The following is a 13,937-nucleotide window of genomic DNA, read 5'->3' on the forward strand; positions in this document are numbered from 1 at the left end:
GGTCTTCTCCTATCAGGCGAAAGTGCCTGCAAAGGGAGAATGCCAATGTCTAGCGTCGATGCGGGAAAGCCACGCGGGACAGGGGTTCTCAGTGAGCACCGGACATAGTTCCGCGCGGGAGATAGTCCAGCCTATTGACTGCAGTCAATAGGCTGGAGACAACCGCGCTCTATGCGCAGGTCGCGACCGACCTGCTGCGCGAAGTGATCAGTCCGCTGGAGAAGCTGAACAGCAACGGCTGAACGGCGGCCCACCGCCGTGCCCGAAGTCGCGGACATCTTCCGCGCCCATGGGTCTGCGTGGCGACAGACCGTACTGCTGAGCCTGGGACAGCTGAAGGTCATGTCGGCGATTGAACAGTGCCGCAGCGCGGCGCTGGGAGGACATGTGTTGCGCTGTTCCGGCTGCGATCAGATCGAGGTTGCCTACAACTCCTGCCGTAACCGCCATTGCCCCAAGTGCCAGGCAAGCGCCGCACACCGGTGGCTCGAGGCACGTCAGGCCGATCTGCTGCCGGTCGAGTACTACCACGTCGTCTTCACACTACCTGCGGCGATCAGCGCGATCGCCTGGTGTAACAAGTCGATCATCTACGGGCTGCTGTTCGACGTTGCCGCCGAAACCCTGCGCACGATCGCTGCCGATCCAAAGCATCTGGGCGCGCAGATTGGCGCGACCCTGGTGCTGCATACGTGGGGTTCTGCGCTCACGCACCATCCTCACGTGCACGGCATCGTTCCCGGTGGAGGCCTCGCGCGTAATGGTGAGCGGTGGGTCGCATGCCGGCCCGGCTTCTTCCTGCCAGTACGCGTGCTCTCGCGGCTGTTCCGGCGCCGTTTCCTGGAAGAGCTCACCCACGCGTATCGCCAGGGCAAGCTGCGGTTCTTCGGTGATCACGCCGCACTTGCCGATCCCGCTGCCTTCGCGCGGTGGCTCGCGCCGCTGCGCGCATGCGAATGGGTCGTATATGCGAAGCGGCCGTTCGCAGGACCAGAAGCTGTGCTTGCGTATCTGTCGCGCTATACGCATCGCGTGGCCATCTCCAACCAGCGACTCATCGCGCTCGACGAGCGCGGCGTGACCTTCCGCTGGAAGGACTATCGGGCCAGCGGTCGTACACGCCACAAGACGATGACGCTCGCGCCTCAGGAGTTCATGCGGCGCTTCCTGCTGCATGTGCTGCCCGAAGGCTTCCACCGCATCCGCCATTACGGTCTGCTCGCCAACCCGGTGCGGCGGCAGAGCCTCGCGACGATACGCGCGTTGCTGCGCGCTCCGGCAACCACTGCCGCCAGTGACGACGCGTCAGCCCACACAACGGCACCGCCATTCGTCTGCCGGCACTGCGGCGCGCCGATGGTCGTCCTCGATATCCTGCTGCGCAGCCACCCGATTCGCGCGCCACCTGGCTCCCGAGGTAAGGCGTGAACCAGAATGACCAGGCATCATCAGTCCGACTGTCGGCTCTTCGGCAACGAGCGCCAACAGGAGACGCTCGTGTGCATCTCACCCGGCAAAGGTTGCCGCCTGTTGAGAATCCCGACAGAGGCGCTGTGCGACAGCATCGCTATTACAACGGCATCAAGCCAGCCCCGGCTTCAGCTCATCAACGTGTGATCAACCGGGCCGCGCGATCACTTCAATCCCCATAGCCGCGTCGGTACACTCCGCGGTTTCCTCCCTCGAGCGTTGTCCAACGCCTGCCCACATACGCCGCTGCGGAGTCACGCGTCCGCAGACATGGGCAGACGTCGAACAACGCTTAACACAAGTACTCGTTCGCTTTCCGTGGGACGAGTCATTCGCGACCACCGACCTGTGAATGACAGGAAAGCGCCCCATACCCGCCTGACCGGCACCGATGCTCGAATGACGGCTCAGGCCGAGAAGCTGTATTCAGCCTCGCGTCGGTGAATGGCCGCTAGTCGTGGTTGAACAGCCGCAGAACCCGCGGCGCCCCTAACGACGGCAGATGGACTGCAGGGATGATTGAAGACAGCGAGCTGTCGCAGTATGAACCGGGCCGCGTGCCTCGTTCAATCCCGTCTCGGTCACCAAGCCGCGGCACAGCCATACCCCACTGTCTATTTCGGTATCACGATCAATCACATCGCCGCGGGTCCTGCGCCAAACCCTGCCCGGTCAACCCGAGGCACGGCATGCACCCGACTCCCAGCTCCCCGCCCTTGACCCGCGACCGTAGCCGATAGCGGCCACGCATCAAGGGGCGAGGGACCGTGTTGCCCGCACCCCTCCCTCGCCTTTTTCCTTGACGCCCGCCCGCTATCGGCTCCTCGAGTCGCACGGGCGGGAACCAGGGAGCCAGGCGGCAGCAAAGCCAACTCCGAGTTCCACCGGAAAGTGTCCAGCCGCAACGGCAAACCACACTCCATCGCCCGGTTCAGGTCCTCAACCTTGACTGTGGAGACTGCCATGCAACTCGCTTCCTCTTTCCACTACGGCTCCCCGATGCTGCGCGCTGACTCGCCGCTTTCAGACGATCAGATCCGGCGCGTCGCCCCGTCCATCTTCGCTGCTGGCAAGCACGAAAGCCGTTCGGAACGTTATACCTATATTCCGACCATCGACGTCCTGCGCGGTCTTCGGAACGAAGGCTTCCAACCGTTCATGATCTGCCAGACCCGCGTGCGCGATCAGGGCAAGCGCGAATTCACGAAGCACATGCTGCGGCTTCGCCATGCTGATCAGATCACTGGAGAGGAAGCCGATGAGATCGTGCTGCTGAATTCTCATGACGGCACCAGCAGCTACCAGATGCTCGCAGGCACGTTCCGCTTTGTCTGTCGGAACGGCATGGTCGCGGGCGACAACATCGCCGATATTCGCGTACCGCATAAAGGCAACGTCGTACAGAACGTGATTAACGGCGCGTTTGACGTTCTCGACGGCTTCGACCTGATCCGCGAGCAGAAGGAAGGTATGCGAGCCGTCGAACTGAACCTCGACGAACAGCATGCGTTCGCCCGCTCCGCCCTCGCCCTGCGCTACGACCCGACCGACGCCGAGGCAGCCGCCCCGGTCACCGAAAGTCAGCTACTGGTGCCGCGCCGTTTCGAAGATCGCCACGACGATCTCTGGACGGTCTTTAACCGGGTGCAGGAAAACCTCACCAAAGGCGGCCTGCACGGGCGCTCTCGCAGCGGGCGCGCCATGTCCACGCGCCCCATCACCGGCATCGACCAGAACGTGAAGCTCAACCGTGCGCTGTGGATGCTCGCTGACGCCATGCGCCAGATGAAGGAATAAGCGCCGCAGGGGCGGGAGCGTCCCCCCCCTCGCTCCGTCACATTCCATCAGAACTCCTATCCGGGTCACGTCCTGGTGGAATCGGACAGCACCCGACCCGGAACCTTCCTTTTTATTTTTCTGGAGTCAGTCATGCAAGCTCAAGTCGAAACCGTCAAGGCGAACACCGACGAAGCCGTCTCGCCGCTCGAAACCAACTTCGGCGACGAATAGCCGCTCGTCACCGTGCCGTATTCCAGCCTGCGGCCCTCACCGCTCAACGCCCGCACGAAACCGCTGTCGGGGATCCCGGCGCTCGCCGCCAACATCCGGGCGAGGGGCCTGCTGCAAAACCTCGTCGTCCACGACATGAAGCGATCGCGTGACAAGCAGCGCCGGTATGGCGACTGCGCGGGCCAGCGCCGGGAAGCCGCGCTCGACCTGCTGTTCGAACAGAAGCATATCGTGGCCGACTATCCGGTGCCGGTGCGAATCGTCAGCGAAGGCGAAGCCCTCGCCATTTCGCTGATCGAGAACAGCGAACGCGAAGCACTCGACCCGTTCGACGTGCTGCGCGCATACCGGATGCTGGCCGAGGAAGGGCGTAGCGTCGATTACATCGCGGCGCTTTTTTCCGCCTCGCCGCTCACGGTCAAGCGGCGCATGAAGCTCGCCAACGTATCGCTCAAGCTGCTCGCCAAGCTGCGCGAGGACGCGATCACGCTCGAACAGCTTGCCGCACTCGCCCTCGCAGACGACCACGAAACGCAGGAACACATCTGGTCCGACGCGAACGAGTGGCAGCGCCAGCCGAACTACCTGCGACAGGCGATCACGCGCGCCGAAATCGATGCGAGCCGCAGCCGCCTCGTCCGATTCGTCGGCCTCGCCGCCTATGAAGCAGCGGGCGGCTACATTCGCCGCGATCTGTTCAGCGACGACGAAAACTCGGGCTACATCGCCGACGCCGAACTGCTGCAGAAGCTCGTCGCGCAGAAGCTCGACGCTGCTGCCGCCGAAGTGCGGGCCGAGGGATGGGGCTGGACGGAAACGCGCATCGAACGCGATTTTGTCGAACTGAACCGCCACGGCAGGTTGCGCCCGGTGCAGCGCCCATACACCGAGGACGAGCAGCGCGAAATGGACGCCCTCACCGCGCAGCAGGATGAACTCGCCGAAAAAATCGAAGCACTGGCGGAGGACGACGAAAGCGCCTATGAGGAAGCCGACCGGCTCAACGACGAAATTGAGCGGGTCAATGCGATGCTCATCGCACTCGAAAACCGAGCGCTCGCATGGGACACGCATCAGATGGCCGAGACGGGCGCATTCGTGATTGTCGGGCCGCAGGGTGAGTTCGTCATCGAGCGCGGCCTCGTGCGGCGCGAGAACAGCGCGGCACTGGACGCGGCAGGGGCAACCGTCACCGGCATCGCCGCAGCCGAAGGCCCGGACGCGCCGTCCACCAAGGCTCCGAAGATCAAACCCGTCCACAGCGCGAAGCTCTGCCAGCGGCTCACGGCACACCGTACCGCTGCCGTCCACGCGGAACTGGTCGCCCAGCCCGCCATGGCGCTCGTCGCCCTGCTGCACTACCTGACCCCGAAGGCACTGCCCGAGCACTTCGGGCACACGTCTGCGCGCAGCTATCTCACACTGTCCGGCGAGAACAACCACGACAGTCTGCTGCGCGCGGCCGACGACCTGCCCGCCAGCCCCGCGTGGAACGCCATCGAGACGCAGCGGACGCGCTGGATCGATGAACTGCCTGCCAGACGAGCGGACCTGCTGCCGTGGCTGATCGAACAGGACCTCGTCACGACGCTGCTCGACCTGCTTGCATTCTGCACCGGCACCCTGCTCGACGGCATCGCGGGCGAGGAAAAACCGCATGCGATCAACACGCTTGCGGGTGCGCTGAGCCTCGACATGACCCGGTACTGGACGCCGACGCGTGCGACGTACTTCGATCACGTCAGCAAGGCACGCATCGCGGACGTTGTCTCCGCTGCCGTGTCACCGAAAGCCGCCACCGACCTCAACAAGATGAAGAAGACCGACGCGGCAGCCGCCGCCGAGCTTCGGCTCGCAAAGGTGGCATGGCTCCCGGAAATACTCACCGATCGCGAAGCCCCGGCCACGCCGTCACGGGAAAACCGTGACGACGAGGATGAAGCCGGCGCCGATGCGGGCGATACCGGCAACGGCGCGGACGACACACCGGAAGACGAAGACGTCGATGCTGAGCCGGATGCCGGTAACGGCACGGAAGACGTCAACGATACGCCCGCCGACGCAGAAGCCGCCCCTGTCGCCAGTAGCCCGCTGACGTCGTGGCCGTACCCGACTTCGGACAGCATGAACAGCGCGCGATCCGGCCCCCTCGTAGCGTGATCCCACCCTTCGCCCCGGCAACGGGACGAGGCAGGCGGCAAGCCCGAATGCGCCGCCTGCCAGACTTGAACCGGTGGAACACATCATGACCAACCGCATCCGCATGGCCGTGCTCACCATCAATGCCGAAGGCTCGCCCGACCTCTCCCTGACTTTCGTTGAAGCCACCGATCTGCAATACAACGAAGGCAAGCACTACGACATGGCCCTTGCCCGCGCCGAAGATGAAGGCTACCGGGCACCGATGATCGCCTTCGACCAGAACGACGCGGCTGCAGACGTGCTCCGCCACGCCGCTGAATTCATGGAGGGTGACACCGACGAGGTATAACCCGTGCGGGCAGACGGCGAGCCGTCTGCCCGCACCCAATGGACGCCAGCCCACCATCCGGCCAGCCCGCCTGCACCCGCGGCCAGCAGCATCACAATCAGTCCGCCGACGACCAGCCCATAGCACGCCCGCACGAGCCGCCGCAGGGCGACGCGCTCGAATGACGTGAGCGTCGTGTCGATCCGTTTCTGTTGGTCACGTACGGCGACAGCCGTCGCCCCCACGAGCCGGTTACCGGCAACGCGGGCAATGTGATTCGCCGCCCGCTGCGTGAGTGTAGCCAGCGCCTCATCGTTCAGCGCCGCAAGCGCGGCCCGGTAGCGCGCCTCATGTTCATCGATCATCTGCCCGGCCAGTTCAATCGTGGCCTTGCAGCGCGCGAGCGCGTCACGATGCTGCGTCATCAACGCATCCGTCGCTGCCCGCGCCTCCGTCCGCACGACATGCAGACTGCCCGCGCCTGCCTGCCGGATGCGCTCCGGCATGGCCTCGTAGAGTCGCCCGTAGTGCTCGAGCATGACCAGCACAGACCACAGCGCATCGTTGTCGCGGAGGTTGAGCGCACTCGATACCCGACGCATTCGCAGCACACTGGCATCGTCGGGCAATTCGCCCGTGATGTCGAGAAACAGACAGGCGAGCTCGTCCACCGGCCTGCCCTGCCTGCTATCCATCGACCGTTACCTTGGCGAACATGGCATCGCACAACGAACGCCAACGCAATAGCTCGACCCGTTCACCGATATGCATCGTCGCCGCTGCCTTGCGAATCGACATGCGCTGACTGCGACGCTCGTCCGCGACCCGATCCGCAAGATCAGGAAAATCCAGTGAGTGACCCCGCGATTCGATGGAACGGCGAAGCTGCGACCCCTGATACAGCGTGAACTTGTCCGCCGGACCGAAGTAGCCATTGCGTACGACGTTCATCACCGCGTCCGGGAACGTCTCGTTGAAAGCGCTCAGCAATTCAAGGCTGTCGCGTTGCCGGTTGATCATCCACAGGACAACAAGCCGGCGCCGAAGCTCGCCAAGCGCGCCGGCCAGTGTCGCCCCGAACTGCTCAACACCCGTCTGGCTCCGCGCCGCCGTGTTGACAACGATCGCTGCGTCTCGTTGCTCGTCGCAGAAATTGACAAGGCTGATCCAGCCGTCTGCATCGTCCAGGTTATAGGCAATGCAGCGCATATCATCCTGGACTGCTTTCATCACGTCCGGGTTGGAGGTATCCGTTTCCACAAGCGCCACATGAATATCCCGCCGTAGCAGATAATCGGCCAGCGCGAGCGCAACAAAACTCTTGCCTACGCCGCCCTTGCTGCCACCAACGAGATAGATGGGGTAAGTCGTCATGTCCATTTGAATCCTCTAAAGGTTCTCGGTGTCAGGCCTGATCTCGAATGAGAACGCGTCACGCATCACCATGCTTCCCGGCCTACTGACAATCTCTCCCGCATCCTGCTTTTGATTTTCTCTGAGAGCCTCCGCGCGCGGTACATCGTCCTTGCTTACCTTCTTCGTACGAGGCGATGGCGCGGCATTGTCTCGTGCCGATTCCTTTGCAGACTGTCGAGCTGGTTTGTCTTTCTTCGATGGGTATAACGCGTACTTGACAGAGCCAACGCTAAAATCAACGCCCTTCTTCCGTGCATGTTCAACGATTTCTTCCAGCGTATATCCCTTCTTCCTCACCGCACCGATTATCAGACGCATCTCTTTCATCGCATCGGTAATAGAGACGCGCTGCTCGGCCTCTGGCTTGACCGGCAGTGATTCCAGAGTGCGGACAAGCTCATCCCATTGCGCCCGGGTATAGCTTTTCGCAACTGGCATGGCTCGCTCCGTCGTGCTCTCTTTATCCCATCTTGTTCACTCGGGAAGACCTCGTCAACACCTGTTTTTGGCCGGATTTTCGCTATCGGAACGTCATGGAATCAGACGGATCGCGTTGGAATAAAAGAAATATTTTGGACACGTCTGGCACGAGCAACGGACCGGGCCGATGTCCGGAAAGACGTAGCGAAGGGATTCCGGGCAAACTTCACGACGGCGCAGGCGCAGAACGATCACAGGCAACGGGCTGAATCGTTCTGGCCATCAGGATTCACACAATGGAACTGCGAGCCGATAGAGACACGATAGTCTCGCAGACTATATCCCTTACTCTACGAACTCCCGATAGCCCTGCCTGCATATGTTTGGGAAAGACCGGCGAGATTTTAGGAGATCAACAGTCGCCCGAAGCTGAATCGACGTTGCCGATTCAGCGCGTGCGATTACCGACTCCAGCCGCGGTCCTCGCAGACATCTGACATTCAGGTAGCGGCAGTGGACCGGATCACAACGCAGAAATCCGCCTGCCCAGTATGCAGACTCGTTCAATCGACATCCCGCACCATGAGATACGGTGTGCGGTCGAGCAAAGGAAGAACAGCGGATTCATGGGGTGCATCCCGCGGACGCATCTGGCCGCCTTACGGAAATTCCCGGCTAACCTCGCTGAAAGCGCTTAGCCGGGAGATAAAAACGGACATTGAAACGAGGTAAGGCAGGATAGGCTTGCGCCGGCTTTGGGCGCCCGGGGGGTCAACGCTTGAATTCCAGAGGGTCGTCCGCGCTGCCTCCGCATCGTCATCGTAGTCGTACGCGTCGTATTCGTCGCCGACGCACTGAACTGGATGTCCAACACCGGGCCTACACAGAACACGACATTTCTATAAAGCCCTGACATGTCAAAATTTTGCTCATTTCTTTTATGTCTACATGAACGCCCCCGTTTGCGCCAGATGTTCGAGGTCTTGACGAATAGGATGGGCTGCAGCTCTACATCCGGCCTCTTTGCAGCTTCCGCTTCGCTGCCGGCCCCTATGAAATCCGCTGACTCACGCCTCATTCAAATCGCGAGCTTGTGAAGCTCAGACATAAAAGCAGGTTTGGTGAATCCCGGGTCCCGCCCGATTTGTCATTACACTCGAATGCCGCCGCAACTTTTGACGTTCCATCCCTTGAAACAAGAACCTCTCCGGCAAACCGATGAAATCAGGCTGGCCTGGGGCTGACGTAATCCTTCCGGTAGGGCTGTTGATGCGCCAGCACCGCCCAGATTATTCGGGCAAGCTTGTTAGCCATTGCGACGATGACGACATTCAATGGGCGCCGCTGTTTCATCTGTTGGACCCAGAGACCTGGCTCTTTCGCGCGATAGATGATGCTCCGCGCGCCGTGAACCAGCAAAGTTCGGAGATACGTGTCACCTCGCTTACTAATTCCCTGTAACTTGATGGTGCCGCCGGAACCCGTCTGTCCCGGCACAAGTCCTAGCCAGGCCGCAAACTCACGGCCAGATTTGAAGGCTTTGGCATGCCCCATCGTTGCCACGGCAGCTGTTGCGGTAAGCAGCCCTACGCCTGGGATTGCTGCGATTGCCTTGACCGCCTGATCACCTTTCATCCACTCCCGCATCCGGCGCTCGATCTGGCCGATCTGACGGTCCACGTCATCCAGACCTTTCCATTGCTCTCGCAGCGTATCGATCAGTATCGCAGGCAAGCGTCCTGACAATCTTTCCAGAAACTCCGACCATTGCCTTGTCCAGCGCCGCCCTCCCTACTCCCATCACCTCGCCGTACTCGCTGAGCAATCCGCGAAGACTATTGGTTTGCATCATGCGAAACTTCACCAGTTGTTGACGCATACGATGCAGTGCAAGGATGGCCTGCTGCGCTTCGCTTTTTACGGCAACTTCCTTGCAATCCATCTGGGTGGCCATCCAGATTGCCCGCGCGTCGGCCGCATCGTTCTTGTTGCGGATGTTGAACGCCTTGACGAACTTCGCCGGCATCAGCTTTACCCGGTGCCCCATTTCGATCAACCGTCGGGCCCAATGCTGTGATCCGTTGCACGACTCCATGCCGACGAGGCACGGTTTGCGATTGGCAAAGTATTCGAGAAACGCCGCTCGCTTGATCGGCCGGTTCACGATTTCGCCGCTATCCGGATCCACCCAGTGAACCTGCATTACGTTCTTTGCGATGTCCACGCCCACGATCATATATGCCATGACAGATCCCTTGGTTCGGTTGAACAGATGAGTATGATCAATCACTTCTCGAGTTGACAGAAAGTGCCGCATAGCAGTGGATCGCACACACGGACCGACCGGGTGGGGGCGTTCATTTCATTCAAAGACATAGCAATACGAATTGAACTGTCGGTCCGACCAATGCCCACAAGCGCCGTCCGAACGTTGCAAGTCTCCTGCCGCCTCTCAGACAGACATCCCAGGATGATCGACCCACCTGCGAACATCAATTACTCATAGGTCAGAAACATAGAGGGCAGATGAATGCATGACGAGTTCCCGACGACGCCGATGAAAGGCTTTCAAACGTCAATTCGCCGTGCGACTTCGGATTGACGAACAACCTCAACCACTGCAAAGGCTGCGCGAGCCCCGTTCGGCTCAGCGTGCTATCGAGCGCATCCAACCGAGCTGTCTCCGATCTCGGTATTTGCCCTATATTGATCATATTCATGGCACTGTATAGATTAATGATCATGAAAAGCGCCATATATGATCAAAACAGCGCTACCGCCGCAGGTATATTCAAGACGTGAGGCAGCGCCGCGCGCCGACGTTCTCAGCCAACCGCAGCAAACAATAGACTGAGCATTGGAAGAGCCAACAAGCAAAAGAGTAGTACTCCGGTTAATTTTTATGTTTGGTAATCCCAATTACTGCAGTGACTGCGTTCGTACTGCGCGGTTTCGGGTGGAATGTATCGTCAACCAGAAAAAGGTAATGCAAGATGAAACTTCGAAAGTTGGCACTCTGCGGATGCCTTACGATCGCAACAAGTGCATATGCGCAAACACAACCCACTATCAGTTTCGATGCTGGTGCGGCGTCGCCGGGTACCGTCTATCCAAATCTGTTTGGTGCAAACCACCGTTACGGCGTCAACGCCAGCGGCAGCGCGGACCCGGCGACCGGCATTACCTATGCGACGCTTGTCTCGCAGATACAAAGCGTCGGCATTACCATGCTGCGCTTTCCGGGCGGCACCATGGCCAATACGTATCGCTGGAGCAACGCCATTGGCCCACAAGCGCAGCGCAAGAACCAGGTCAACGGCAATCAGGCTTACCCGATTCCACTTCAAAGCACCTTCGGCCCCGACGAGTTCGGCAATCTGCTGGACCAGACTGGCGCGACCGGTAACCTTTTAGTCAACTTCGCGACGTCAACGGCGGCTGACGCAGCGCACTTTGTCGCCTACATGACAGCGCCGCAGGGTGCTGGCATCGTGGACGGCGTCGACTGGGCGGCGATGCGCGCCGCGAACGGTCACACCGCACCCTACAACATCACGTATGTCGAGGTGGGCAACGAGATGGATATTGGTGGCGAGTACTACTGGATGGGTGGTACGGCCGTTACCGTCAACTCTTCGTGTTCGTCGAGCAAGGTACCCTGCCTATACTCGTATGGAGGTACCACCAGCTTTTCCAATTCACAGGTTGTCGCGCCTGACAGTTGGCAATCGTCCGCCTCTCTCAGCACCGGCGCGCAAAATCAGACGTTTTACACCATGTATCCGCCAGTTGTGCCGAGTTCGCAAACGGTCTTCGTAGCAGGAACGGCATGGACCGCTGTAGCAAGTTTGTCCACGGCGGGGCCCAGCGATCAGGTGTACGCGTTCGATCCGGTATCCGGCGCAATTACCTTCGGCGACAGCGTGCACGGTGCGATTCCGGCGAGCGGAAAGAAAATCACCGAGACATATCAGTCCGGCGTACACGAGGGCTTTAACGCGTTTTATACGGCGATCAAGGCGGCAAACCCGGCGGTCAAGGTGTGCGCGTCGACCGGCGTACCCAACATCCTCGGGCCGACCAACCCGTATGACTGTGCAGTCATGCACGAGTACGCCCAAACCCCTACCACAACAGCCAACATCGATGATTTCTTCGGCGAAAGCATGCTCGGGATGTCGCAGCTCTCTTACAACGTTAAGCAGATGCGAACGAACATCAACAACACGGCCGGAAGCAATGCACCTAACATCGACATCCTGATCAGCGAGTATGGGATGAACGGTGCGAGTCCAACTTTTGCACCGCATTTTCTGCGCTCGATGGGCGAGGCCGTTTTCCAAGGACTCGCCCTGACTGCGTGGATGAGTAACAGCGTGCCTGCGGCCGAGCGCCATTGCCTCACGGACTATACGTTCAGTACGTCACCGGTCAACACGGGCGTGAGTTTCCCCGACAACGTGCTGTTTGGCGGCCCCGGCCCGCAGACGATCGCCACTCCGTCAGCCCTGGCAATAAAGCTCTTCAAGAATTACAGTGGGCCGACTCTCATGAAGAGCCAGGTGACGAACAATCCAACGCGCACGCTCACGAGCGGCCACGTCCTTAGCTCGCTCGTCCCAATCGCTTCGCGTGACGCCTCCGGCAATGGCTATCTGATCGTCACTAACCAGGACCCCGAGAATGCGGTGACGGCCACCGTTCAGCCGAACAACCTCACTTACGTTTCAACGGCCACGGTGGAAACGCTTGCCTCCCCTTCCATCACGGACGAAAACTCGCCGTCTGCGCCGACCACCGTACAGTTGGTGGATCAGGTCGCCAATGTTGATGGTTCGAGCTTTCAGTGGACATTCCCAGCGCATTCGATCACGGCCATCCATTTCTCGCCGCACTAATACGCAAGGGAAGCGTCGTGTTCGCACCCGCGTCTCCATAGGCGCAACCGACAAAAAGCTTGAAAGGTGCTGTCGCGATTGCGGAACAAATCGCAACGCGCGACAGCACCTGATATGTGCCAAACAGGCGGCGAGCTCAAGTTCATCTTGAGTTGCTTCTGCTGACAGATGCCTCCTGACCATCGGTAGACGGGTGCCAGACCGGCTGCGCTTACGTCCGCTAACTACCATTCGTAATTGACGGCCCACTGCGGCAGCTGATCCCCGTTTCTGCGCATCTGGTGCGAGTACACGCGTCGACAGACAGCGCGATTTTCGGAAGTCCCGGTGGCGAAGCTCACAGAGTCACATCGCGCAGTCGACGTAATGCGCGTTTGCGCTTCTGATTGAGCGGATGCGGGCTGTATGGCTGCTGCCGACACTATTCCAAGGGAGAGAACAAGCATTCTGGCATTCATGATCCGTCTCCGAGCATAAGGCGAAAAGCCTGTGCGGATGAGTGACGATGCTTAGGTTTTGGCTGCTCTTCCCACAGGGCCAATTTCATACTAGTCGGTTCCTGCTTCGTCAACCATATGACAAAACTGCGACCGCATTCGCGCTCGCGGCAAGCAGGCGTCCAGATTGAGGCAATTGTCTCGAGCCGGAGTGGCTTTTCCCACTTACTGGAGATGGGCGCCAATCTCCGGTCTGTTTGACCGGGCCGCGCGCGTTGCGTCCGATGAACCCAGCAGATTGATCCACGACCCGTAGTTCTGCTTAAGCGAACCGCGCAGCTACTGGCTCTGCGGTCCGTAATGCGCCAGCACGCTGTCGAGCCGGATGATGTTAGCGGCATTGTGGATGAGGTCGTTGTCGACGGTATCGAACGCCCCCTTGGCGGAAGAAATCAGCAATCCGAACGAGTGCCGTAGTAGTCGCGACGAGTCCAATCGCGAGCTTGATCGCCACTCGATTCTTCGCTGAGATGGGGCTCGGGCAACACCCTGCGCAGATACAGGCCAAGCAACGCGCTACCGACTACACAAAAATACGCCAGAAGCGATGAACGGATAAGTCACGCTGCAATGCTCCCGCGTGGGTTACATGCATGCATTTGTGCCGCGTCCTGGCGATCGGTTCATCCAGGGAAGCGCTGATCAATGGACCAACTGCCCAAGTTGCAGACGAGATGCCGTCGAATTTTCCGGATGACGAAGCGAATCGATGCTCAACTCGGTGAATTGGACGCGCAAACGAGGCTCCCTGCTCGC

General features: G+C 60.1%; 8 protein-coding genes and 2 pseudogenes. 5 read left to right on the forward strand and 5 right to left on the reverse strand.

Annotated features, from left to right (window positions below; genetic code table 11):
* The first annotated feature begins 258 nt into the window (after positions 1-258).
* From F6X39_RS35060 to F6X39_RS35075, 4 genes and pseudogenes are all read left to right on the forward strand, one after another.
* Positions 259-1,428, forward strand: a complete 1,170-nt coding sequence (locus tag F6X39_RS35060; RefSeq protein WP_187619992.1) for an IS91 family transposase — start codon at positions 259-261, stop codon at positions 1,426-1,428.
* A gap of 1,005 nt (positions 1,429-2,433) precedes the next feature.
* Positions 2,434-3,267 carry a DUF932 domain-containing protein gene (locus tag F6X39_RS35065; RefSeq protein ID WP_187619993.1) on the forward strand — a complete coding sequence of 278 codons (834 nt, stop codon included), beginning with the start codon at positions 2,434-2,436 and terminating at the stop codon, positions 3,265-3,267.
* 132 nt (positions 3,268-3,399) lie between these two features.
* Positions 3,400-5,640 (forward strand): annotated as a pseudogene (locus F6X39_RS35070) (ParB/RepB/Spo0J family partition protein).
* Between the two features lie 85 nt (positions 5,641-5,725).
* Entirely contained in the window at positions 5,726-5,971 is a 246-nt protein-coding gene (locus F6X39_RS35075; RefSeq protein WP_187619994.1) for a hypothetical protein, read from the forward strand.
* Here F6X39_RS35075 and F6X39_RS35080 read toward each other — a convergent pair.
* The 4 genes and pseudogenes from F6X39_RS35080 to F6X39_RS35095 form a co-directional block, all read right to left on the reverse strand.
* Entirely contained in the window at positions 5,872-6,645 is a 774-nt protein-coding gene (locus F6X39_RS35080; RefSeq protein WP_187619995.1) for a hypothetical protein, read from the reverse strand. The genes F6X39_RS35075 and F6X39_RS35080 overlap by 100 nt on opposite strands.
* Positions 6,638-7,330: a P-loop NTPase gene (locus tag F6X39_RS35085; protein ID WP_187619996.1), complete on the reverse strand. Its 693-nt coding sequence runs from the start codon at positions 7,328-7,330 to the stop codon at positions 6,638-6,640. The genes F6X39_RS35080 and F6X39_RS35085 overlap by 8 nt, the downstream gene beginning before the upstream one ends.
* 9 nt (positions 7,331-7,339) lie before the next feature.
* The gene (locus tag F6X39_RS35090; RefSeq protein ID WP_187619997.1) at positions 7,340-7,804 is read right to left on the reverse strand and encodes a hypothetical protein; all 465 of its coding nucleotides are present in this window, start codon (positions 7,802-7,804) and stop codon (positions 7,340-7,342) included.
* Between the two features lie 1,206 nt (positions 7,805-9,010).
* Positions 9,011-10,031, reverse strand: a pseudogene (locus F6X39_RS35095) (IS110 family transposase).
* Between the two features lie 748 nt (positions 10,032-10,779).
* On the opposite strand from F6X39_RS35095, the gene F6X39_RS35100 reads away from it, so the two are divergent.
* Entirely contained in the window at positions 10,780-12,684 is a 1,905-nt protein-coding gene (locus F6X39_RS35100; RefSeq protein ID WP_187619998.1) for an alpha-L-arabinofuranosidase C-terminal domain-containing protein, read from the forward strand.
* 1,020 nt (positions 12,685-13,704) lie between these two features.
* Here the strand turns inward: F6X39_RS35100 and F6X39_RS36420 are convergent.
* On the reverse strand, positions 13,705-13,937 hold a 233-nt coding region (locus tag F6X39_RS36420), incomplete at its 5' end, for a hypothetical protein (RefSeq protein ID WP_222945409.1).

This window comes from Paraburkholderia sp. UCT2, assembly GCF_014397665.1.
Classification (GTDB): Bacteria; Pseudomonadota; Gammaproteobacteria; order Burkholderiales; family Burkholderiaceae; genus Paraburkholderia; species Paraburkholderia tuberum.